This window comes from Streptomyces sp. HNM0575, from assembly GCF_012726265.1.
Lineage (GTDB): Bacteria > Actinomycetota > Actinomycetes > Streptomycetales > Streptomycetaceae > Streptomyces.
The window spans coordinates 239,724-262,595 of sequence record NZ_JAASAG010000002.1; the positions used below are offsets into that span (position 1 = coordinate 239,724).

Genomic DNA, 22,872 nt, shown 5'->3' on the forward strand with positions numbered 1-22,872 from the left:
AGCGCACCGGCACGGACACCCGGCCCCGCACCGGGACCGGCACGATCATGAGCCCGTGCAACACCGGAGGGACCGCGCGACGGCACGGTCCCTCCGGGTCTTACGGCAAACGCCCTGTCAGCCGCGCAGGGCCTGTACCGCGGCGTCCAGCCGCTTGCCGTAGTCCTCGTCCGCCTTGCGGAAGTTCTCGATGGCGCGCTGCGCGATGTCGTCGCGCGAGACCTTCGCGATGAACCCGGCGGCGTTGTCGATCAGACGCTGCTTGGCGTCCTCCGGCATCAACCGGTAGAGGTTGCCCGCCTGTACGAAGTCGTCGTCCTCGGCATGCGAGGGCGTCACGTGGTCGCCCGTCACACCGGAGACCGCGACCGGCTCCCACAGCGGCCTGTCGGTCTGCTTCGCACCGTCGAAGCTGTTCGGCTCGTAGTTCTTCGCCCCGCCGTGGCGCCCGTCGTACATCACGCCGTCACGTCCGTGGGTGTTGGCGTCCGTGGCGTGCGGACGGTTCACCGGCAGGTGGTCGGCGTTGACGCCGACGCGGTAGCGGTGCGCGTCGCCGTACGCGAAGAGCCGTCCCTGGAGCATCTTGTCCGGCGACGGGCCGATGCCGGGCACGAAGTGGTGCGGCGAGAAGACCGACTGCTCGACCTCGCCGAAGATGTTCTCCGGGTTGCGGTTGAGCTCCAGCCTCCCGATCTCGATGGGCGGGTAGTCCTCGTGCGGCCAGACCTTGGTCAGGTCGAACGGGTTGAAGCGGTAGTTCGGCGCGTCCGCCGCCGGCATGATCTGCACCTGCACCGTCCAGCTGGGATGGTCACCGCGCTCGATGGCCTCGCGCAGATCCCGCTGATGGCTGTCCGGGTCCTTGCCCGCCAGGATCTCCGCCTCCTCGTTGGTGAGGGTCTGGATGCCCTGGTCGGTCTTGAAGTGGTACTTGACCCAGAAGACCTCGCCGTCGGCGTTGTTCCACTGGAAGGTGTGGGAGCCGTAGCCGTTCATGTGCCGGTACGAGGCGGGGATTCCGCGGTCGCCCATCAGCCACGTCACCTGATGCGTCGACTCGGGCGACAGCCCCCAGAAGTCCCATACGTTGTCCGGCTCCTGGGAGCCCGTGTACGGGTCGCGCTTCTGGGTGTGGATGAAGTCGGGGAACTTGATGGCGTCCCGGATGAAGAAGACCGGAGTGTTGTTCCCGACCAGGTCGTAGTTGCCCTCTTCCGTGTAGAACTTCAGCGCGAAGCCACGCGGGTCGCGGACGGCGTCCGGCGCTCCGAGGTTGCCGGCCACCGTGGAGAACCGGAGGAAGGTCTCGGTCTGCTTGCCGACCTCTGAGAGGAACTTCGCCCTCGTGTAGCGCGTCACGTCCGCGGTCACGGTGAAGGTGCCGTACGCGCCCGCACCACGGGCGTGGACGATCCGCTCCGGGATCCGTTCGCGGTTGAAGTGCGCGAGCTTCTCCAGCAGGAGCTGGTCCTGGATCAATGCCGGCCCGCCGGGACCGGCGGTCTGGCTCTGCTGATTGTCCGCGACCGGAGCGCCGGCTTCCGTGGTCAGCGGACCGGTTTGCTTGTCCTGCACCGTCACGACTCCTCCTGCTTTGTGCGCTGAGCTGAGCTTGAGCCGATCCTACATTGGACAATGTCTAAGTCAAGAACATGACGAAGTCCATACGGGTTCTTTTCTCAGACCCCGGCACTGCTAGGGTTGACGTATGAGCGACCTGCTGGAGCGGCTTAGAGACCGTGGCTGGCGGCTCACCGCGCAGCGGCGAGTCGTCGCCGAGGTTCTGGACGGCGAGCACGTGCACTACACGGCGGACGAGGTGCATGCGCGCGCCGCAGCCCGCCTGCCGGAGATCGCAAGGGCCACCGTCTACAACACGCTGAGCGAACTCGTCGCCATCGGTGAGGTGATCGAGGTCAGCACGGACGGCCGCGCGAAGCGGTACGACCCCAACGCCCGCCATTCCCACCAGCACTTGGTCTGCTCGCAGTGCGGCACGATCCGCGACGTCCACCCCACCGGCGACCCGCTGGCCGGTCTTCCCGAGACCGAGCGCTACGGCTTCACGGTCTCGGACGCCACCGTCACATACCGGGGCACCTGTCCCCGGTGCGCCGGCGACTGACCCCCGGCCACTCCCGGCCGCTGTTCCGCCCGTGCCCATGTGCCGGGACAGGGCGCTCGGCACATGCGAAGGGCCCGGATCCTCAAGGATCCGGGCCCTTCGACTTCAGTAGCGGGGACAGGATTTGAACCTGCGACCTCTGGGTTATGAGCCCAGCGAGCTACCGAGCTGCTCCACCCCGCGTCGTGTTCCGCAACTCTAACCCTGAGCCGACGACCAGCGCAAATCGCTTTACGAGCAGCCGCCCGGCCTTGATCGACGGAGCCCGGTGCCGGCGGCCCCCGGCCCGGGGAACCGCCGGTCCTGGACGGCACCGCGTCAGGCGGTCAGCTCCGAGCGCAGAGCGTCGTGCAGCTTGGCCGCACGTTCCGCGACCTCGGCCGGCCCGAGTTCGACGGCCCGCGCGCACCAGCGCTGACCCGTCTCCAGCTCGCCCCTGCGCGCGCTCAGCAGCGCGAGACGCAAGGCCGCCCGCCCGTGCCCGGCCTCCGCAGCGCGCGTCCACCACAGGGCCGCCTCGGGCTCGCTGCCCTCACGGGCCAGCAACAGCCCGAGATTGAACGCCCCGTTGGGACTTCCGGCCTCCGCCGCGACGCGGTACCAGCGGGCCGCGTCGACGATCTCGCCCCGCGCCGCCAGGCACATGCCCAGACGCACCTGCGCGCGCCGGTGCCCCTGCTCGGCCGCCCGCTCGTACCACTCCTCGTGCTCGTCACGGCTGCTCACCGACGACGTGGCGCCCGTGCCGTCGGCCTCCCGCGGCCTGCGGCGCTCAAGGAGCACGGCCAGCCGGAAGGCGCCCTCGACGCTGCCGCCGCCCGCGGCGCAGCGCAGCCGGCGCTCCGCCCCCTGCTCGTCGCCCTCCCTCAGCAGCGCGATGCCCACCTGGAGCGCGGCCTCCGTGTGCCCCGCCGCCGCGGCCCGTGCGTACCAGACGCGGGCCGTACGGTGATCGCCCCGGCCGACGTGCAGGATGCCCAGGTTGAACGCGGCGTCGATGCTGCCCGCCTCGGCAGCCTTGGAGAACCACGGCTCGGCCCCGTCGGCGTCTCCGCGCTGGAGCAGCAGCACAGCGAGCGCGTTCGCCGCCTCGCGGTGTCCGGCGTACGCGGCGCGGCGATACCACTGCTCGGCCTGAGCCGTACGCCCCTGTGCCGCGCAGAGCAGCCCGAGGTTGAACGCCCCGTTGTCACAGCCCGCTTCGAGCGCCACGCGGTACCAGCGCTCCGCGGCCTGGCGCTCGCCGCGGTCGGCGTGGAGCGCGCCGAGCGCGTTGGCGGCGTTGCCGTCGCCGTCCTCGGCGGCACGGCGCCACCAGACGGCCGCGCTCTCCTCGTCGCCCGCGTCACGCAGCAGGAAGCCGAGCGCGCATGCGGCACGCGGCTCGCCTTCCTTCGCCGACGTGAGATACCAGCGACCCGCTTCCTTCAGCTCGCCACGGCGCTCGAGGATCGCCCCGAGCCGTAGCGCGGCACGGCGGTGGCCGCGCGCGGCGGCCTGCCTGAACCACTGCTCGGCCTCGCGCTCGGCTGTCTCCCGCCGCGCTTCGGCCTCATCGCTCTCCTCCGCCTCGGCCGTGATCTCGGCGGCGCGTGCGCCGATGATCTGCGCGAGCCGGTACGCGGCCTCGCGGTGGCCCTGCTCGGCGGCGGCACGGAACCAGGCCTCCGCGCCGTCCTCGTCACGGTGGTCGAGCAGATCGGCCAGCGCGTACGCACCCAGCGCGTGCCCGCACTCGGCGGCGTGCAGCAGCCAGTAGTGCGCCGCGGCCTCGTCCCCCCGCTCACGGTGGTGCCTCCCGAGCGCGTGCGCCGCGGCGGCCGAGCCGGCGACGGCGGCGACGCGCCACCAGCCGGCGGCCTCGTCCGACTTCCCGCGCTGGTGGAGCAGAACCCCCAGATTGTTGGCCGCGGCACGGTCACCCGCCGCGGTGGCAGCCCGCAGCGGAGCCTCGGCCCCGTCGAGATCGCCCCCGCGCAGCAGCCGGGCACCGAGCACGCTCAACGCCCCGGCGTCCTTTGCGTCTTCGGCCCCGCAGTCAGCACCGGCCGGACTCGTGCCGGTACCCGGCGGAGCCTCCAGCCTCACCTTGTCCCCCATGAACCCCATGTTCGCACCACCCGCAACCCACGTACACCTGGAAAACCACCACCGGGTGAGGTCACTTCAGAGGTTTGTCGACTTCCCGACAGAGAGACACCTCAAACCGCTTGCCACGAAAGGGGTTTGAGGACTGACGCGTTGACACATGCGAAGGGCCCGGATCCTTGAGGATCCGGGCCCTTCGACTTCAGTAGCGGGGACAGGATTTGAACCTGCGACCTCTGGGTTATGAGCCCAGCGAGCTACCGAGCTGCTCCACCCCGCGCCGTTGTGTGACAACTCTACACCACGGTACGGAGTGCTCCGCACGCGGGGCGGCGAGCCGCCCCGCGTGCGTCAGGACACCGCCGGCTACGGGTTCTTCGCGCCCTTCCCGGCCTTGCCCTCGGCGTCCTGCGCCTCCTTGATGGCGTCCTTGAGGTCGTCCTGCGCCTTGCCGTACGCCTTCCAGTCGCCCTTCTCCAGAGCGTCCTGTCCGGCGTCGTAGGCGTCCTGCACGTTCTTCAACGCCTCGCGTACGGAGGCGTCTCCGGAAGACGGCGGCTCCTCCGGCTGCTCTCCGGTGCCGGTCCCGGAATCGCCCTTGGTGTCGAAGACCTTGTCGAGGGCCTGCCCGAGAGTGTCCTCGAAGGCGATGCGCTCGCCGTAGGTGACCAGAACCTTCCGCATGCGCGGATAGTTGGTGCCTGCACCGCGCACGTACACCGGCTCGACGTAGAGCAGTCCGCCCTCCAGAGGCACCGTCAGCAGGTTCCCGTACTCGATCTCGGAGTCGCCGCGCTTGAGGAGGTTCAGCGACTCGGCGATGTTGGGATCGGAGTTGAACTTGCTCTGCACCTGCGACGGTCCGGACACCGTGGTGTTGGACGGCAGCCTCAGCATCTTGATCTTGCCGTAGCCGGAGCTGCGCGGATCGGCGTCGATCGCCATGAACGCGCCCAGCGTCTCCCGGTTGTTGGGGTTGAAGGTCGTCGTCAGCGAGAACGACTGCCTCTTCTCGTCCGGCATCTGGAGGCTCAGATAGTACGGCGGTACGGCGTTGCCCCTGTGCGTCGGATCGTCGGGGATCTGCCAGCGCTCACTGCCGCTGTAGAACTGCGAAGGCGTCGTGACGTGATAGCGCGTCAGCAGCTCCCGCTGCACCTTGAACAGGTCCTGGGGATACCGCAGATGATCCATCAGGTCGTCGCCGATCGCGCTCTTCGGCTTGACGGTGTCGGGGAACGCCTTCATCCAGGTCTTCAGCACCGGGTCCTTCTTGTCCCACTGGTACATCTCGACCTTGCCGCTGTACGCGTCGACCGTGGCCTTCACGGAGTTGCGGATGTAGTTGACCCGGTTCTGCCGGGCGAGGACCGCGCGCTGGCCGTCCGTCAGCGAGTCCTGCGTGGTGTCGCCGAGAGTCGTACGCGACGAGTACGGATAGTTGTCGGACGTCGTGTAGGCGTCGATGATCCACTTGATCCGGCCGTCGACGACCGCCGGATAGGGGTCGCCGTCGATCGTCAGCCACGGTGCGACGGCCTCGACCCGGTCCTTCGGCGTGCGGTTGTACAGGATGCGCGAACCCTCGCCGATCGCCCCGGAGTAGAGGATCTGCGGCTCGTTGAAGTTCACCGCGTACGCGGCACGGTTGATCGGATTGGCGAGGTCGACACCGCTGTTGCCCTTGTAGGTGTACGTCTTCTCGCCCTTGTCGTCCGCGTAGTCCAGCTCCTTCTGCGGACCGCCGACGATCGAGTACTGGCTGGTCTTCTCGCCGTAGTAGACGCGCCCCTCGTACTTGCCCTTGTCGCCCTTGGGCGGGAGGTCCTTCTCCGTGAAGGCGGGGGCGCCGTCCTTGTCGACGGTCGTGCCCTTGGCGGCGACCATGCCGTAGCCGTGGGTGTACTTGAAGTGCTCGTTGATCCAGTTCTTCTCGGGGATGCCGTTCGTGTTGATCTCGCGCAGACCGACGACGGTGTCCTGCTCCTTGTCGTCCTTGTTCTTGTAGCGGTCCACGTCGAGCACGGCCGGGAACTGGTAGTAACCCCTGACCTGCTGCTTCTGCTGGAAGGTGGGCGAGACGACGTTCGGGTCGAGGAGGCGGGTGCTCGCCGTGTCGTCGGCCGCCTGCCGCAGCTGCTCCTTGCCCGCCTTGCTGGTGCCCGAGTAGTCGCTCACCTGGGAGTCGTCGATGCCGTACGCCTCACGCGTGGCCTTGATGTTCTTCTTGATGTACGGCGTCTCCTTGGCCTGCTCGTTCGGCTGGACCTGGAACTTCTGGACTATCGCCGGGTACAGCCCGCCGATCAGGATCGCCGAGAGGACCATCAGACCGAAGCCGATCACCGGCAGCTGCCAGGTACGGCGCCAGAGCGTGCCGAAGAAGAGCAGGGCGCAGATGATCGCGATGCAGAAGAGGATCGTCTTCGCCGGGAGATAGGCGTTGGCGTCGACGAACTTCAGGCCCGTCCAGTTGTCCGTCGCCTTGAAGTCGCCGGACTTCACCGCCAGTCCGTACCTGTCCAGCCAGTAGGCCACGGCCTTGAGCGCGACGAAGAAGCCGAGCAGCACCGACAGATGCCCCGTGGCCTGAGCGGTCGCGCGCGCGCCCGGGGTCGTCACGCGCAGCCCGCCGTAGAGGTAGTGGACCAGGGCCGCGGCGAGCAGCGACAGCACGACGGCGGCGAAGCCGAAGCTGAGCAGGAAGCGGTACCAGGGCAGATCGAAGGCGTAGAAGGAGATGTCCTTGCCGAACTGCGGATCGGTCTTGCCGAACGGCACGGAGTTGACCCACAGCAGCCAGGTGCGCCACTGACCGGCCGCCGAGGCGCCCGCGATCAGCCCGACGAGGGCGGTGACCCCGAGCAGCACCCACTTCTTGTACGGGGCGATGCCCATCCGGTAGCGGTCGAGGCTCTGCTGCTCCAGGGACATGGCGCTCAGCGGAGGCCGCAGCCGGTGCGCGAGCCAGATGTTGAAGCCGACCACGGCCGCCATCAGCAGCCCGAAGACGGCGAACATCCCGACCTTCGTCCACAGCGTCTTGGTGAAGACCGCGCTGTACTGCACCGAGCGATACCAGAGCCAGTCGGTCCAGAATCCGGCGAACATGACGAAGAGCATCGCGAGCACTGCGAGAACGCCGACGGTCATCAGCAGCGTACGGGCACGCCGCGACGGCCGTCCCACTCTGATCCGTGGCCCGGAGGGACCGCCTGAGCCACGGTCCGGCATCTGGAAAGCCAAGGTGCGCACCTCGAAGATCGCTGAGACAGAACGGGCCCCGCATCGTAAGCCCACTCATGCAACTTAACGAAGCTTTACCCAGTTCCCGATCCCGGGGTGGAAGCGGGCACGATATACGCATGGACAACCTCCCCACCGACGGCACGCCCCTGGCGTCCACCCCTCTCACCCGAGCGGTGCTGGAACTCGACGAATACGCGGCAGGCTTGGGCTGGGACCAGCCCAGCCGCCTCTTCGCCCTCGTCGACACCGCACGACTTCGCGCAGAGGAGCCCGAACTCGCAGGTCAGCTGGGTCTCGACGAGGACTCGGAGCAGACGGCCGCCGCACTGACACCCGTGGAACAGGACGAGCTGCCGACCGGCGCTCCCCTCGACGAGTTCCTGGCGACGATCGCCTGGCCCGAAGCCGTCGCGGGCTGCGCGATGACGGTGGAGCGGCTGATGCTTCCGCAGTCCGCGGAGGCGGCGGTGCCGGACGAACTCCAGGAGGAGGGATCCGAGGAGAAGCTCTCGGAGTGGGTGGCCGAGCACCCCGAACGGCAGGAGGTGCGGCTCACCGTCGCCGTGCTGCGGGACGGCACACGCGAATCGGCGCTGCGGCTGCGCGCGAAGGACAGCACGACCGAGGTGCTCACGGGGGCGGGGCTGGTGCCGGGGCTGGCCGACGCACTGGCGGCGACGTTCGAGGAGTGAGGAGCGGACGGGCGCGGGCGGCGCAGAGGCGGGCCTGCCGCGGCGGCCCGTGTCCGGCCCGGGCGGCGGCCCCGGCCGGGCGCCGCCCCCCGTCAGCTCGCCTTGCAGCGCGAGAGGCCGCCCGTGTCGTGGTCCCGGATCTTCTTCAGCGCGTCCAGTGCGTCGTCGATGGTGCGGGTCTTGACGAGCGTGAGCCCTTCGGGCCTGTCCTGCGCCGCCGCCTGGCAGTTGGCGGACGGGGTCAGGAAGTACTTGGCGCCCTTGGCGCGCGCGGCGACCGTCTTCATCTGGATACCGCCGATGGCACCGACCTTGCCCTTGTCGTCGATCGTGCCGGTGCCGGCGACGAAGGAGCCGCCGGTGAGGTCCTCACGGGTCAGCTTGTCCACGATGCCGAGCGAGAACATCAGCCCGGCGCTCGGACCGCCCACGTCGGCAAGCTTGATGTCGATGTCGAACGGGAAGATGTGGCCCGTCGCCGGCTGAATGCCGACGATCGGCCGGCCGTCGTCCTCCGCCTTCTTGGTGCCGACGGTTATCTGCTCCGCGTCGCGGGGCGACGGCTTCTTCCCCGCCTTCTGCGCCGCCTTGACCTTCGCCGCCGGGATGATCGTGAAGCGGACCTTCTCCCCCGGCTTGTGCTTGGTCACCGCGTCCGCGACGGCCGCGGGATTCTTCACCGCCTTGCCGTCGACGCTGCGGATGAGATCCCCGGCGTGCAGCCGCCCCTCGGCCGACCCGCCCTTCACCACCGACCCGACCACGATGTACGAGGGGACCCGGATCCCCAGCTCCTTCAGCGCCGAGACCTTCGCGCTCTCCTGCGAGGCGCTGAACTCCTCGGCGTTCTGCTGGTCGACCTCCTTGGCCGACTTGTCCTCCGGGTAGAGCGTCGAGTGCGGGACCACCGCGCTGTCGTGCTGAAGCCAGCCGCCGACGGCCTCCACCAGGTTCATCCGGTAGTCGGCGCCGGTGACGCGGACCGTCGTCATGTTCAGATGCCCTGACGTCTCATACGTCCTGCGGTTCTTGATGTTGAGCACCGGCGCCCCGTCGTGCTCACCGAGCGTGTTGACGGTGGGGCCGGGCGACATCTCCGCGTAAGGCACCTGGATCAGCAGCCCGGCACAGAGCATCGCTATGAGAAGCAGCGTGGACGCGAGCATCGTCGCGGTGCGTCGTGGCATGGCACGACAGTACGGGAAGGGACCGTCAGTCCGCCGTCCGGGCGGAACGATCCGCGGCCTGCCCGGCGGCCGTCACAACGGGCTCCATGGCAGGTTCCGGGGAGAAAGCTCCGTCGGCCTCCTCGACGCGTGAACGTTCCATCGCAGCCCGGAAACGCTCGTACCCGGCGACGCCCACGGAATCCGGGATGCCCGTCCGACGCCGACTGGCCCAGCTGCTCCATACACCGGCCGCGACCGCAGCCATGATCGGAATCAGCAACCAGGAGAGTGCCGCCATGAAGACCTCCCGACCCCTTGTGAAGACGCTGTTCGCTCCGGATCCACCGGGCAGAACGGCCGATGAGCAGATTAACTCTCGGCACGACAACGCTCTTTCCCGGGATCCGGTTACGCAACCGGAAGGTGCACCGTACGGGTGCGCTGATCGCCTCACCCGGTGACGGCGCTACGCCGACCGACGCGCACGCCGTCCTCTTACCCGAAGGCGCGAAGGAGAACCGCGGGTAAACGGATCCGCAGCGAGAGCGGCACACGACCGTCACAGAAGGGGCGTCACAAGCGGAGGCCGCTACGCGCCGACCCTCCCTCCCGTCGCCCGGCCACCACCCCTCAACGTGGCGCTACGCGCCGACCCATTCTTGGGAGCCGTCCGTGAAGGTCTGGTGCTTCCAGATGGGGACCTCGCGCTTTAGGTCGTCGACGAAGCGGTGGCACGCGGCGAAGGCCTCGGCGCGGTGCGGGCAGGAGACCGCCACCACCACGGCCAGGTCGCCGATCGTCAGATCGCCCACGCGATGCACCGCGGCAAGCGCGCGCACCGGGAAGTCGGCGACGGTCTTCTCGGCGACCCTGCGCAGTTCCGCTTCAGCTGTGGGGTGCGACGAGTACCCCAGACGGGTGACGTCCGCGCCGCCGTCGTGATCGCGCACCGTGCCCACGAACAGTGCGGTGCCGCCCGCCGAGGAGTCGCCGACGGCAGTGAAGACCTCGTCCAAGGAGAGCGGTGCGTCGCGGATTCCGAGCAGCCGGATCGGGTCCGCCGCCCCCTGTTCGCCCGGGTGATCGTGCTTGTGCGCCATGGCTCTCATGCTGCCGCACGCCGGACGGCGGGGGAACTGCGCCGCCGTCGACCCCGGGCCATGACTGCGCCGTACCGGCGCGACGGAGCGCTACAAGCCGCGGCGCTTGCGTGCCCTGCGTACGAGAGCCGCCGTGCCCAGCAGCGCCACCGTGGCGCCCGCGCCCGCCGCGGTGGCGGCTTCCGTACGGCCGAGCCTGCGGCCCGCGAGGGTGTGGCGGCCGGCGACCTCCTCCAGCAGCTCGGCCAGCACTTCCTCGTTCGTCCAGCGAGGCCGCCAGCCCGCGTCGTGCAGCCGCGCGCCGGAGACGACCCAGGGGTGCATGGTGTACGCGAGGTCACCGGCCGGGGAGGGGGTCAGGCCCAGCCGGTGCAGCCGGGAGGCGGCACCCAGGGCGACGGCCGAGGGCAGTTCCATGCGGCGGATGCCGGTGAGCTCCTCGACCTCCTCCTGCTCAAGCCAGCCGTCGCAGCCGACGGCCATCTCGCCGTCGGCCTTCTCCAGCACGGCGAACTCCAGCGCGCTCACCAGGTCCTCGACGTGACAGAACTGCCAGCACGGACGGGAGTCGGCCACGACCAGCAGGCGGGGCGACTCGAAATAGCGGGTGAGGGCCGTGTCCATGCCGGCGCCGACGAGCACCGAGGGGCGTACGACCGTGACGTTGAGCCCCGGGTGGGCGCGGGGCGCCCGGCGTGCGAGCCGTTCGATCTCCAGGAGGTCGCCGACGGCCGTGGCCTCTGCGGTGGCCCGCAGCTCGGCGTCCTCGGCGAGCGGGACGTCGTTGTCAGGCAGCGCGCCGTAGACCATCGTCGACGTGCACAGGATGACGCGGGGCACGCCTGCCGCGGCCGCCGCGGTCAGCACGGTCTGCGTGCCGCGCACGTTGAGGGCCGTACGGGCCGTGGGGTCGGTCTCCAGGTCGAGATCGAGGGCGAGGTGGACGACGACGTCGACGGGATCGCCCTCGTTGCGCAGCCGGTCGGCGATCGCGGGGTCACGCACGTCGAGCGTGTGCCACTGGGCCTCGCTGACCTCGCCGCGGCGCTCGTCCAGCGCGATGACGCTCTTGATCTCCTCCGATGCCGCGAGCCGCTCCGTCAGCAGCGCGCCCACTCCTGACGCGGCCCCCGTGACGGCGACGGTCGGGGTTCGCGCTGCGCGAACGTTGCTGTCGGAGGAACTCACCAGTCGTCTCCAGCGGTTGTTTCTGGTAGGAGGTGCGCAAGCTCCATCCTGCCTGACAGGTGTCTAGGCTGGAGGTGGAGCCCGTGACACCGAAGCAGGCTCGCCCGTGTCCCGATTGGTCCACTTCGACCGATCGAGGCCAGTCCAACGTAGTCCACGCGCGCGTGCCTGCGGGCCGGCCGACGGCGGACCGTGCCGACCCGGCCGGCTGCGGGCGCACCCTCCGGCGAGACCGCACGACGTACGAAGACCCACGAGACCCACACGACAGAGCCGAGGAAACCCGTGAGTGACACCCCATTCGGATTCGGCGTACCTCCCGAGGAGCCCGAAGACGGGGACGAGGGCAAGAAGAAGGGCGACGACGCGGGCCGGGGCGGTGAGGGCCAGGGCGGTCGCGGCGGTCAGGGCGGTGTGCCCAACCCCTTCGGTTTCGGCGGCGGCGCGGGCGGTCCCGGCGCCGACAATCCGCTTGCGGCGATGTTCGGTTCGCTCGGCGGCGGCCAGGGCGGCATGGATCCGAACGACCTCGGCGCCGCCTTCCAGAAGCTCGGCCAGATGCTCTCGTACGAGGGCGGTCCCGTGAATTGGGACATGGCCAAGGACATCGCCCGGCAGACCGTCGCCGCGGGGCCTCCCGGCAGCGGCTCCGAGACGGGCGGCTCCGGCACGGGCACGGGCACGGGCACGGGCACCAAGGACGCGAGCATCGGGCCGTCCGACCGCTCGGCGGTGGAGGAGGCCGTACGACTGGCCGACCTGTGGCTGGACGGCGTGACGTCCCTGCCGTCCGGTTCGACGACGGTCGAGGCCTGGAGCCGCGCCGAGTGGGTGGAGAACACCCTCCCCGTGTGGAAGGACCTGGTCGACCCCGTCGCGGAGCGCGTCGGTACGGCCATGGGCGATGTGCTGCCCGAGGAGATGCAGGCCATGGCGGGCCCGCTCCTCGGGATGATGCGCTCCATGGGCGGGGCCATGTTCGGTACGCAGATCGGCCAGGCGCTCGGCGTGCTGGCGGGCGAGGTGGTCGGCTCGTCGGACATCGGGCTGCCGCTCGGCCCGGACGGGAAGGCGGCGCTGCTTCCGGCGAACATGTCCGCGCTCGGTGAGGGCCTGGGCGTACCGCAGGAGGAGGTGCGTCTGTATCTCGCGCTGCGCGAGGCCGCGCACCAGCGGCTCTTCATGCACGTACCGTGGCTGCGCTCGCATCTCTTCGGCGCGGTCGACGGCTACGCGCGGGGGATCAAGGTGGACACCTCCAAACTCGAGGACGTCGTCGGGCAGTTCGACCCGCAGAACCCGGAGGAGCTCCAACAGGCCCTCCAGCAGGGCATGTTCCAGCCGGAGGACACTCCCGAGCAGCGCGCCGCGAAGGCGCGGCTGGAGACCGCTCTGGCGCTCGTCGAGGGCTGGGTCGACGCGGTGGTGCACGCTGCGGCGGAGCCGCACCTGCCGTCCGCCTCCGCGTTGCGCGAGACGCTGCGCCGACGCCGCGCCTCGGGCGGTCCCGCCGAGCAGACCTTCGCGACCCTGATCGGGCTCGAACTGCGGCCGCGGCGGCTGCGGGACGCCTCCCGGCTGTGGGCATCGCTCACGGACGCGCGGGGCTCCGAGGGCCGCGACGGGCTCTGGGCGCACCCCGACATGCTGCCGACGGCGGAGGACCTGGACGACCCCGACGGCTTCGTGCACCGCGAGAACGCCGACTTCTCGGAACTCGAGTCGCTGCTCGGCGACGCGGCCGGGAAGTCGAGCGATGAGGGCGCGGCCGGTGCCGGTACCGGGACCCAGACGGACGCCGAGGACGGCACCGAGGACGACGGCGGGGACGGCGACGGCCGCAGCGACGGCGACGGCGGAAAGAAGCTGTGAGCGGCCTGCGCGACAGCGCGGTCGGGACGCTCACGGAATGGTCCGCTCCGGCGGGCGACGAGCAGCAGGAGAAGCTGCGCCAGGAGTATCTCGCGCATCTGGGCGCCCACGAGGACGGCTTGTGGAAGGCGTGCGCCGACGGCCACATCACGGCGAGCGCCCTCGTGATCGACCCGTCGGCCGGCCGCGTGCTGCTGACGCTCCACCGCAAGCTGCGCATGTGGCTCCAGATGGGCGGGCACTGCGAGCCGGAGGACGCGACGCTGGAGGATGCGGCGCTGCGCGAGGCACGCGAGGAGTCCGGGATCGAGGAGCTGACGCTGCTGCCCGGCGGGCCGCTGCGCCTCGACCGTCATCTCACGCCGTGCGCCTGGCACTTGGACGTGCAGTACGCGGCGCTCGCGCCCGAGGGGGCTCTTGAGCAGGTGAGCGACGAGTCCCTGGAGCTGCGCTGGTACGCGTACGAGGACGTGGCCGGGGCGGCCGACGAGTCGGTCGTGCGGCTCACGGAGCGCGCCCGCTCGCTAGTGGGCGACGGGCGGCGCTGAGGTACGGGGCACGGGCACGGGTCCGGCTCGTCGGCGAGAGCGGTCGGGGTCGGTCCGGGCTGCGCGGCCGCTCCTCTACTCCTCGCGGGCGGCCGGGAGATGGGGCAGCCGGTCGGCGGCGACGACCCCTTCGAGAAAGCCCCGGGCCCGTTCCGTACGGGGATAGGTGTCGAGCAGCCGCCAGAAGCCCGAGCCGTGCCCCGGCACCAGCAGATGCGCCAGCTCGTGCAGCAGAACGTAGTCGATGACGTACTCGGGCATGCCGCGCAGCCGGTGCGATAGCCGGATGCTGCCCTCGGCGGGGGTGCAGGAGCCCCAGCGGGTGTTCTGGTTGGTGACCCAGCGGACGCTGTCGGGCCTGGCCCGCCCTCCGAGATACTGCTCGGACAGCCTGGCTGCGCGCTCGGCCAGCTCGGCGTCGCCGAGCATGCGCTTGCTCTCCTGTGCCGCCAGCTTGTCGAGCATGACCCCGACCCAGCGCTGCTCCTCGTCCGTCGACATACGGGCGGGGATCATCACGATGGTGCGGTCGCCCTCGCGGTAGGCGGAGACCGTGCGCCTGCGGCGTGCGCTTCGGCGCACTTCGACCGCCGGCTGGCTCGCGCTGTTCAGCGGATCGGCGGACACGCCTCGACGTTACCCGCTGATGGGAGCGGAAGTCCCACCTCCGGTCGGGTTCGCGGCAATCGCCCCGTATCTGTTCGGTTCATACGACTGTTTCCCGAGGCTGTGGACAACTTTCTGCGCCGCCTGGACCGGCAAACGCATTCTGTGCGTGGCAGTGGGCGAATGCGAAAGGACGGGGCAGATGCATCCGATGATCAAGCCTGCGTTGCGTCGTGCGTGGCGTGACAGGCAGACGGTGCAGTACGGGGTGGCGCCGGCTCATGCGGTGCTGCTGGGGCCGGTGGACGACACCACGGCGGCGTTCATGGAGTCGATGGACGGCACCCGGTCCATGGTGCAGCTCCGCGAGGAGGCGGGCCGGCTGGGGCTGGCCGGGGGGACGGCGGAGCAGCTCGTCGAGCGGCTCGGCTCTGCGGGGATCCTGGACGACGCCACGGCGGACAGAGAGGCGTCGTCGCAGGTGGGCGGGCGGCTCCGGCCGGATCTGGCCTCCCTGTCCGTGGTGCATCCGAGGCCCGGGGACGGACTGCGCCGGCTTACGGCGCGGAGAGAAGCGGGCGTGCAGGTGCGGGGAGCGGGGCGGGTCGGTGCTCTGGTCGCGACGACCCTCTCCGCGGCCGGGGTGGGCGAGGTCGCGGTCGTGGACGGCGGCAAGGTCGAGCCGTGGGACACCTCCCCGGGCGGGCTCGCGCCGGACGACTGCGGCGAGCGGCGAGACGTCGCCGCGCGCAGGGCGGTCTCCCGTGCGCGGCCCTGGTCCTCACGGCGGCGCCCGCCCTCTCGTTGCCGGTCGCGGCCGAGACCGGGGCTGGTGATTCTCGTGCCCCGTGACGGACTCGACGCATATGCGCCGGATCCGGGGGTCGCCGAGGGGTTCATGGGGGCGAGGACACCCCATCTGTACGGCGGGGTGGTGGAGAGCACGGGCTTCGTCGGGCCACTGGTGATGCCCGGCTGCTCGCCCTGCGCGGGCTGCATACTGCGGGGCCGGGCGGAGCGCGAGCCGAGCTGGCCGCTGGTGGTGGGCCAGTGGCGGATGTCTGCGAGGCGGCGCTCGGGGGTTCCGGCGTGCGACACGGCGCTGGCGACGGTGGTCGCGGGGGCCATCGCCTCCTATGCGCTGGCCTTCCTCGACGGCGACGGCGCCTGTGCGTCCGGATATCGGATGCGGTTCGCGCTGCCGCATCTCATCGGCGGTACGGAGCAGTTCACGGCCCATCCGGAGTGTCCGTGCGGTGCCGCTTCCGTGACAGGGGATCTCCCACCCTCGGCGGACGCCGCAGAAGAGGTCACAATGGCCTGACGGCCGCCGTTCTCGGTGGGAGGCCACCGAGCCGTCTGAAAGTTGGAGGGGCCCATGTCTGATCTTCCCCGTAAGGCAGTCACGCGTACGGCCAAACTGGCCGCACTGCCGCTGGGGTTCGCCGGGCGCTCCGCGTGGGGCATCGGCAAGCGGATCGGAGGGCTCTCCGCGGAACTCGTCGGTCACGATCTTCAACGCCGCACAGCGGAGCAGCTGTTCAAGGTGCTCGGGGAGCTGAAGGGCGGCGCCATGAAGTTCGGGCAGGCGCTCTCGGTCTTCGAGTCGGCGCTCCCGGAGGAGATAGCCGGCCCGTACAGGGCGACGCTGACGAAGCTCCAGGAAGCGGCTCCACCCATGCCGACCAGCACGGTCCACGAGGTGCTGGCCGAGCAGATGGGAGAGGACTGGCTCGAACTCTTCCAGGAATTCGACGACATGCCGTCCGCGGCGGCGTCGATCGGGCAGGTGCACCATGCCGTCTGGCACGACGGGCGCGAGGTCGCCGTGAAGGTGCAGTATCCGGGAGCGGGCGAGGCGCTGGTCTCGGACCTGACTCAACTCGGCCGGTTCGTACGGATGCTGGGGCCGCTGATCCCGGGCATGGACATCAAGCCGCTGGTCTCCGAGCTGCGGGACCGGGTCACCGAGGAACTGGACTACGGCCTGGAGTCGGAGGCCCAGAGGCTCTACGCGGAGGAGTTCGCCGACGATCCGGACGTCGTGATCCCCGACGTGGTGCACCAGTGCGAGCAGGTGCTGGTGACGGAGTGGATGGACGGAGTGCCGCTCGCCGAGGTCATATCCGAGGGCACCGAGGAAGAGCGGGACCGTGCGGGGCAGTTGCTGGCCCGGTTCCTCTGCTCGGGCACGGCTCGTACGGGGCTGCTGCACGCGGACCCCCACCCCGGCAACTTCCGTCTCCTGCCCGCGGAAGAGCCCGACGAGGGCGGCGAATGGCGGCTGGGGGTGATGGACTTCGGCACCGTGGACCGGCTTCCCGGAGGTCTGCCGCCCACGATCGGGACGGCGTTGCGGATGGTCATCGACGGTGAGGCCGACGCCGTCTACGACTTGCTGTGCTCGGAGGGGTTCGTGAAGGAGTCCATCGAGCTGGAGCCGTCAGCGGTGCTGGAGTATCTGGTGCCCGTCATAGAGCCGGCGCGGGCGGATTCCTTCCACTTCCACCGGGGCTGGATGCGGGAGCAGGCGGCGCGGATCGCCGATCCCCGTTCGCCCGCACACCAGTTGGGCAAGCAGCTCAATCTGCCCCCGTCGTATCTGCTCATACACAGGGTCACGCTCAGCACCATCGGAGTGCTGTGTCAGCTGGGGGCGACGGTGCGGATGCGGGAGGAGATGGAGGCCTGGGTCCCGGGCTTCATCGAGGACCAGGACGGGGTCGAGGACGTGGACCGAGTCGAGGAACTGGACGGGGTCGACGAGGAATCCCCGGAGACCGGCGAGGAGGACGACTCCCCGGCGGAAGCCGGGACGCCTGCCTGACGGGCGGAGTTCACAACTGCCCGGCGCGCGCCGGGCACGAGCAGGCAGCGCCCCGCCACACACGGCGGGGAGCCGAGGCGTACGGCCCCGGCTCCCCTCACTCTTCGGTTGTCTCGCTCAACGACCGGCACATCCGCACCGGCACGTTCACATGGCCGGCTCTCTCAGATGAGCCGCTCGTTCACTGCATGACCGCCATGGCCAGCGCTCTGCGGGCGCGCAGCGAGGCACGCTCGGCGCGGCGCTGGAGGCGGCGGGCCGAAGTGATGCGCAGAGCCCTGCGTTCGGATTCGGCCTCTTGCAGACGGTCGTTCATATGAGCCCGGGCCAGGGACTCTGGCATGAGTTGCATTTGTCGTGTCCTGTTCTGACGCGCGGAGTTGGCGTCGATACCTGTGTGGGTCCGGGTCTCGGATTCGGATGTCATCGTCGGGTCCTGCTTCGGAAGGGGACGCTGCTGCGGATCGCGCGTCGTCGGGCGGTCGATCGTGCCTGCGGTGTTCATGCCGTGACCGGGTTCTTGCGGGGACGGCCACGCGGCCTCTTGCGGGGCACGACCACGCCCTGGACGAACAGCTCGCCTCCCCAGACGCCCCAGGGCTCACGGCGGTCCTTGGCGCCTGCGAGGCAGGCCTCACGCAGCGGACAGGTCTGGCACAGCGTCTTCGCGTACTCGACGTCGGCAGGGGCCTCGGCGAAGAAGACCTCCGGGTCGTAGGAGCGACAGGGCACGGTGACACCGAGCCGCTCGATGGCTTCGTCGAGCTCGGTGAGCGTGATCAGCGGGGCGGTCACGAGATCCTCCGTGGTGGCGTCAGGCGGCATCAGGTCTGTCGTGGGTGACGGGGTGTGCGTATCGGGGTGCACTACCGGTTCCTCGTCTGTCGATGTCTGTTGTCTTGTCGGCCCGGCTGGTGGCCGGGCGGGGGCAAACAGAAGGGCCGCGGATCCCTGTGTGGGTTCCGCGGCCCTGGAAGGTGCCGACCTGATCTCGCCGATCAGGCTGGATCTCTCCAGGGTTCGAGCCCACGGAAGGCCCACATCGGGTTGTGCTTCGTCTTCTGGCTGCCATCGCCGACACCAGCGGGCGCGAGCGCAATGGCGTAGGCCGCTGCCGGCGCCACTGCTGCCGCTACCTCGAGTGCCGTCGCCGGTCGCTTGCCGGCGCCGGGGGCGACGCGGGACAGACCCGTGCCATCGACCCGGGATCCGAGCAGGCAAGAGGCGACGACCGAGCGGTCGGTCATCTTGGTGGTGGTAATGAAGTCGATCACTGGGCTCGCCTCCTCTCGGCGACTCGGGGGACCGGCCGGGGCCGATCCGCAAACGTGCAAGAGTCAGTACAGCATGGATGGGTTGGAGCGGAAAGCCCCCGCCCTGTCCACGTCCGGAAGGCTATGGGGCTCCGGACAGCGGGCGCAAACTATTTTTCCGCCGTCTCCGAAAAAGCTTCCGCGGCGGTGTCGGAGACATGTGCCGACGGCGCACCGTCAGTCCCATCCGCCCCTTCCTCACCGGGCGCCTCCGGCTCGTCGCCGGTCCCCAACTCCTCGCCGGCGCACAGCGCGAGGACGTCCGCCCCGAAGCGCTCCAGCTTGCGCCCGCCCACGCCGGAGATGCGCGAGAGAGCGGCATCGTCGCCGGGCACGGTCTCGGCGATCGCCATCAGGGTCTTGTCGGTGAAGACGCAGTACGCGGGCTGTCCGAGTTGCTTTGCCCGCTCCGAGCGCCATTCGCGCAGCCGCTCGTAGAGCGCCTCGTCCAGGTCCGAGGGGCATCCCTCGCAGCGCATCAGCTTCATCTCGCCGGGGTCCGTCAGCGAGCGCCCGCACACCCGGCAGCGGACGGGTCCGCGGCGCTTGCGCGAGCGGCTTCCGGAAGCGCCCCCTCGCTCGATGCCGCCCCGGCCGCCTGGCCCGCCTCCCGCGCCGGCCGGCGAGGAACCCGGCCGCAGCCCGTTGAGGAAGCGGCTCGGGCGGCGTCCGCCGCGGCCACCGGGCGAACGCGACAGCGCCCAGGAGAGGTGGAGATGGACGCGGGCCCGGGTGACGCCGACGTAGAGCAGCCGCCGCTCCTCCTCGATCTGGGCGTCGCTCTTGGCGTGGGTGATCGGCATCATGCCCTCGGTGAGGCCCACCAGGAACACCGCGTCCCATTCGAGGCCCTTGGCCGAGTGGAGCGATGCGAGCGTGACGCCCTCGACGGTCGGAGCGTGCTGGGCGTTGGCGCGCTCGTCCAGCTCCGCGACGAAGTCGGAGAGCGTGGGCTCCTCACGGGCCGCGGCGGAACGCCCGGCGGAGAGGGCTTCGGCCAGCCGCACCAGAGCCATCAGGGACTCCCAGCGGTCGCGGACGGCGCCCGAGCCCGCGGGCGGCTCGTCCGTCCACCCCTTGCCGCTGAGGACCGCACGCACCTGGGAGGGAAGGCCGACGGCACCGTCGAGCAGGGAGTCGTTGCCCCCGAAGCGGGCCGCGCTGCGCAGCGCGACACCGGCCTCGCGGACCTCGGGCCGCTCGAAGAACCGCTCGGCGCCGCGGAGTTGATAGGGCACACCGGCGTCGACGAGGGCCTGCTCATAGACCTCGGACTGGGCGTTGATGCGGTAGAGCACCGCGATACGGCTGGGCGCGGTGCCCGCGTCGACGAGTTTGCGGATCTGCCGGGCGGTGCCCTCGGCCTCGGAGGGCTCGTCCCCGTACTCCGTGTAGACCGGCTCGGGGCCCGCCTCGCGCTGGGAGACCAGCTCCAGCCGGTGCTCGGCGGCGCGGCCGGCGGCCTGGGCGAGCAGGCCGTTCGCCAGGTGCACGACCTGGGGTGTCGAGCGATAGTCCCGTACGAGCTTCACGACCGTGGCCTGAGGGTGGCGGGTGCGGAAGTCGAGGAGATGGTCAGGGGTGGCGCCGGTGAAGGAGTAGATCGTCTGGCTGGCGTCGCCGACGACGCAGAGGCTGTCGCGGTCGCCGAGCCACAGCTCCAGAAGCCGCTGCTGGAGGGGGCTGACGTCCTGGTACTCGTCGACGACGAAGTGCTGGTACTGCGCGCGCACCCGGTCGGCGATGTCCGGACGGTCCTGAAGGACGCCGACCGTCAGCAGCAGCACGTCCTCGAAGTCCATCGCCGAGCGCTCACGCTTGAGCTGCTCATAGAGCCCGAAGACCTTCGCCGTCTCCGCGGGGTCGCGCGGAGGGACGCGGCCCGACTTGGCGATCATGGCCGGATAGTCCTCCGGCACGGTCTGCGTCAGCTTCGACCACTCGATCTCCCCTGTGAGATCCCGGAGTTCACTCCGGTCCAGGCGGAGCCGGCAGCGGGCGGCGGCCTCCGCGACGAGCTGCACCTTCCGCTCCAGCAGTCTCGGCAGCTCGCCCCCGACCGCGCGCGGCCAGAAGAACTGGAGCTGCCGCAGCGCCGCCGAGTGGAACGTGCGGGCCTGCACGCCCCCCGCGCCCAGCTGCCGCAGCCGCCCGCGCATCTCCCCCGCCGCCCTGTTGGTGAACGTGACGGCGAGCACGCCCGCGGGGGGCAGGATCCCCGCGCGCACCCCGTACGCGATGCGGTGCGTGATCGCGCGCGTCTTGCCCGTGCCCGCGCCGGCGAGCACGCACACCGGCCCCCGCAGCGTCGTCGCCACCTCGCGCTGCTCGGGGTCGAGCCCCTCCAGCACCGCGTCCGCGTCGCGCGGCGGCCCGGCGAAGGCGGCCTGCTCGGAGTGGGAGAAGAGAGTGGAGTCAGTGGCTGCTGTCACCCCGCCATGCTGCCAGGTCGCACGAGACGGGCGGGACGGTTGTCCACAGCCGGTCCCGGATCGTCATACGACACTCACGGAACTCACGGAGTCCTGTGTTCCAGCCTGGAGTTCCGGCCAGGAGTTCCAGAGCCCCGAACTCCGGCCCGGAGTTCCAGAGCCCCGAAGCCGCGGAGTCCCCGAGCCGCCGCCACCGCTTCCCGCTCCCCGCTCCCCACTCCCCACGGAACGCCCCCGCACCCGCACCCGCGCTGTCACCCGCGACCCCGCGCAGGGCCCGGGAATGGTCCCGCCCGTTCACACGTTCCCCTGTCACCAACGGACATGAAGGAGCTCAGGACCCATGACGGGAAACGTGACGATGTACAGCACCACGTGGTGCGGCTACTGCCGTCGGCTGAAGGGCCAGATGGACCGCGCGGGCATCCCGTACACCGAGATCAACATCGAGCACGACCCGGAGTCCGCCGACTTCGTGGAGAAGGCCAACAACGGCAACCAGACCGTGCCGACGGTGCTCTTCCCCGACGGGAGCACGCTCACCAACCCCTCGCTCGCGCAGGTCAAGGAGAAGGTCGGCGCCTGAGCCCACCGCGGACCGGTGCCGCGGCCCCGTACGGGCGGACCCCCATGCCCGCCCGCGCCGCGGCGCCTGGTCGTGAGCCCCGCGCCGCAGCGCTCACGCGCCCCCCGGCCCGCGCCTCACCGCCCGGGCCGGGGCAGCGGCTCCCCGTACCAGTGCTCCACAAGGCGTGATGCGATCGAGATGCCGGAAGGCGGCAGCACCTCCCCGGACGCGAACGCGTCCCTGAGGTCCTCGCGGGAGAACCAGCGGGCCTCCTCGATCTCGTCCCCGTCCACCCGGATCTCGGGCGACGTGGCACGCGCCATGAAGCCCAGCATCAGGCTCGCGGGGAACGGCCAGGGCTGGCTGGCCACGTAGTCGACGGAGCCCACCGTGACACCGGCCTCCTCCGCGACCTCCCTGACCACGGCGGCCTCCAGCGACTCCCCCGGCTCGACGAATCCCGCGAGCGTCGAGAAGCGGCCCTCGGGCCAGTGGACCTGACGGCCCAGCAGCGCACGGTCCTTCTCATCCGTAACGAGCATGATCACGGCAGGGTCGGTACGGGGATAGTGCTCGGCGCCGCAGGCCGGGCAGCGGCGCAGGTGTCCGGCCGCGGCGATGACCGTGCGTTCGCCGCAGCGCGAGCAGAAGCGGTGTGTGCGCTGCCAGTTCTCCAGGCCGACGGCGTGTGCCATGAGTTCGGCGTCGCGCGGGCCGAGCAGCACTCCGGCCTCGCGCAGCCCGGCGGGGCGCGCGATGTCGTCCATGCGGCCCGGCAGCGCGTCCTTCTGGAGCGCGAAGTAGCGGATGCCTTCCGCGTCGACGCCGAGGAAGTATCTGTGGGCCTCGGTGAAGGGCGCGTCGAACGACGGCATCATGACCAGCTCCGTGCTGCCCTCGCCGTCCTCCTCGATCAGCGCCTGACCGCCGGAGACCACGAACACCCGTGTCGTCGGGTGGCTCCAGGCCGCTGCCAGCCACGCCTCGTCCATGCGGTGGTGCGCGGCGCGGTCGATGCCGCCGGTCGGGGTGAGGGAGATCGGGCGGTCTTCACCTGTGCCGTCGCCTGTACCGGTGCCGGTGCCTGTGCCG

General features: G+C 70.4%; 19 protein-coding genes and 2 tRNA genes. 7 read left to right on the forward strand and 14 right to left on the reverse strand.

The features are described 5' to 3' along the window. Nucleotides 1-117: 117 nt before the first annotated feature. Nucleotides 118-1,584 (reverse strand): catalase, encoded by a 1,467-nt coding sequence (locus tag HCC61_RS04955; protein WP_169134040.1) that lies wholly within the window; start codon nt 1,582-1,584, stop codon nt 118-120. A gap of 127 nt (nt 1,585-1,711) precedes the next feature. Here HCC61_RS04955 and HCC61_RS04960 point away from each other — a divergent pair, with 127 nt between their 5' ends. After that, nucleotides 1,712-2,128, forward strand: coding sequence for a Fur family transcriptional regulator (locus HCC61_RS04960; protein ID WP_169134041.1), 417 nt, complete (start codon nt 1,712-1,714; stop codon nt 2,126-2,128). A gap of 109 nt (nt 2,129-2,237) precedes the next feature. Here the strand turns inward: HCC61_RS04960 and HCC61_RS04965 are convergent. The 4 genes from HCC61_RS04965 to HCC61_RS04980 all read right to left on the reverse strand — a co-directional run bounded on the left by HCC61_RS04965 (nt 2,238) and on the right by HCC61_RS04980 (nt 7,471). Then, nucleotides 2,238-2,311 (reverse strand) — tRNA-Met (locus HCC61_RS04965). Nucleotides 2,312-2,446: 135 nt separating this feature from the next. Beyond that, nucleotides 2,447-4,228: a tetratricopeptide repeat protein gene (locus HCC61_RS04970; protein WP_240968490.1), complete on the reverse strand. Its 1,782-nt coding sequence runs from the start codon at nt 4,226-4,228 to the stop codon at nt 2,447-2,449. 194 nt (nt 4,229-4,422) lie between these two features. Next, a tRNA-Met gene (locus HCC61_RS04975) sits at nt 4,423-4,496 on the reverse strand. Between the two features lie 86 nt (nt 4,497-4,582). Next, nucleotides 4,583-7,471: a UPF0182 family protein gene (locus HCC61_RS04980; RefSeq protein ID WP_169134043.1), complete on the reverse strand. Its 2,889-nt coding sequence runs from the start codon at nt 7,469-7,471 to the stop codon at nt 4,583-4,585. Between the two features lie 110 nt (nt 7,472-7,581). On the opposite strand from HCC61_RS04980, the gene HCC61_RS04985 reads away from it, so the two are divergent. Next, nucleotides 7,582-8,157, forward strand: a complete 576-nt coding sequence (locus tag HCC61_RS04985; protein ID WP_169134044.1) for a PPA1309 family protein — start codon at nt 7,582-7,584, stop codon at nt 8,155-8,157. Nucleotides 8,158-8,249: 92 nt separating this feature from the next. Here the strand turns inward: HCC61_RS04985 and HCC61_RS04990 are convergent, their stop codons facing one another. The 3 genes from HCC61_RS04990 to HCC61_RS05005 all read right to left on the reverse strand — a co-directional run bounded on the left by HCC61_RS04990 (nt 8,250) and on the right by HCC61_RS05005 (nt 11,614). Next, complete coding sequence (locus HCC61_RS04990) at nt 8,250-9,344, reverse strand: PDZ domain-containing protein (RefSeq protein WP_169134045.1); 1,095 nt, start codon at nt 9,342-9,344, stop codon at nt 8,250-8,252. A 623-nt stretch (nt 9,345-9,967) separates the two neighbouring features. Continuing rightward, nucleotides 9,968-10,435 carry a molybdenum cofactor biosynthesis protein MoaE gene (locus HCC61_RS05000; RefSeq protein ID WP_169134047.1) on the reverse strand — a complete coding sequence of 156 codons (468 nt, stop codon included), beginning with the start codon at nt 10,433-10,435 and terminating at the stop codon, nt 9,968-9,970. A gap of 81 nt (nt 10,436-10,516) precedes the next feature. Beyond that, entirely contained in the window at nt 10,517-11,614 is a 1,098-nt protein-coding gene (locus HCC61_RS05005; protein WP_169134048.1) for an SDR family oxidoreductase, read from the reverse strand. Nucleotides 11,615-11,899: 285 nt separating this feature from the next. Between HCC61_RS05005 and HCC61_RS05010 the strand changes: the two genes are divergently transcribed. Both HCC61_RS05010 and HCC61_RS05015 read left to right on the forward strand, forming a co-directional pair. Next, entirely contained in the window at nt 11,900-13,486 is a 1,587-nt protein-coding gene (locus HCC61_RS05010) for a zinc-dependent metalloprotease (RefSeq protein ID WP_169134049.1), read from the forward strand. Continuing rightward, complete coding sequence (locus tag HCC61_RS05015) at nt 13,483-14,034, forward strand: NUDIX hydrolase (RefSeq protein ID WP_346777028.1); 552 nt, start codon at nt 13,483-13,485, stop codon at nt 14,032-14,034. The genes HCC61_RS05010 and HCC61_RS05015 overlap by 4 nt, the downstream gene beginning before the upstream one ends. Nucleotides 14,035-14,109: 75 nt before the next feature. Here HCC61_RS05015 and HCC61_RS05020 read toward each other — a convergent pair whose 3' ends face one another. Then, entirely contained in the window at nt 14,110-14,661 is a 552-nt protein-coding gene (locus HCC61_RS05020; protein ID WP_169134050.1) for a M48 family metallopeptidase, read from the reverse strand. Nucleotides 14,662-14,842: 181 nt separating this feature from the next. On the opposite strand from HCC61_RS05020, the gene HCC61_RS05025 reads away from it, so the two are divergent. Together HCC61_RS05025 and HCC61_RS05030 are read left to right on the forward strand one after the other, a co-directional pair. Next, nucleotides 14,843-15,964, forward strand: coding sequence for a ThiF family adenylyltransferase (locus HCC61_RS05025; protein ID WP_169134051.1), 1,122 nt, complete (start codon nt 14,843-14,845; stop codon nt 15,962-15,964). A gap of 54 nt (nt 15,965-16,018) precedes the next feature. Continuing rightward, nucleotides 16,019-17,467 (forward strand): AarF/ABC1/UbiB kinase family protein, encoded by a 1,449-nt coding sequence (locus tag HCC61_RS05030; RefSeq protein WP_169134052.1) that lies wholly within the window; start codon nt 16,019-16,021, stop codon nt 17,465-17,467. 181 nt (nt 17,468-17,648) lie between these two features. On the opposite strand, the gene HCC61_RS05035 is transcribed toward HCC61_RS05030, so the two are convergent. The 4 genes from HCC61_RS05035 to HCC61_RS05050 form a co-directional block, all read right to left on the reverse strand. Then, nucleotides 17,649-17,972, reverse strand: coding sequence for a hypothetical protein (locus HCC61_RS05035; RefSeq protein ID WP_169134053.1), 324 nt, complete (start codon nt 17,970-17,972; stop codon nt 17,649-17,651). After that, nucleotides 17,969-18,334: a WhiB family transcriptional regulator gene (locus HCC61_RS05040; protein WP_169134054.1), complete on the reverse strand. Its 366-nt coding sequence runs from the start codon at nt 18,332-18,334 to the stop codon at nt 17,969-17,971. Before HCC61_RS05040 ends, HCC61_RS05035 begins: the two co-directional genes overlap by 4 nt. Nucleotides 18,335-18,465: 131 nt before the next feature. Then, complete coding sequence (locus HCC61_RS05045; RefSeq protein WP_346777029.1) at nt 18,466-18,741, reverse strand: hypothetical protein; 276 nt, start codon at nt 18,739-18,741, stop codon at nt 18,466-18,468. 149 nt (nt 18,742-18,890) lie between these two features. Then, nucleotides 18,891-21,212: an ATP-dependent DNA helicase UvrD2 gene (locus HCC61_RS05050; protein ID WP_169134055.1), complete on the reverse strand. Its 2,322-nt coding sequence runs from the start codon at nt 21,210-21,212 to the stop codon at nt 18,891-18,893. A 343-nt stretch (nt 21,213-21,555) separates the two neighbouring features. Here HCC61_RS05050 and HCC61_RS05055 point away from each other — a divergent pair, with 343 nt between their 5' ends. After that, on the forward strand, nt 21,556-21,798 hold the full coding sequence (locus tag HCC61_RS05055) for a mycoredoxin (RefSeq protein ID WP_169134056.1): 243 nt from the start codon (nt 21,556-21,558) through the stop codon (nt 21,796-21,798). A gap of 116 nt (nt 21,799-21,914) precedes the next feature. Here HCC61_RS05055 and nudC read toward each other — a convergent pair whose 3' ends face one another. Then, nucleotides 21,915-22,820: an NAD(+) diphosphatase gene (nudC, locus tag HCC61_RS05060; protein ID WP_346777073.1), complete on the reverse strand. Its 906-nt coding sequence runs from the start codon at nt 22,818-22,820 to the stop codon at nt 21,915-21,917. Between the last annotated feature and the right edge of the window lie 52 nt (nt 22,821-22,872).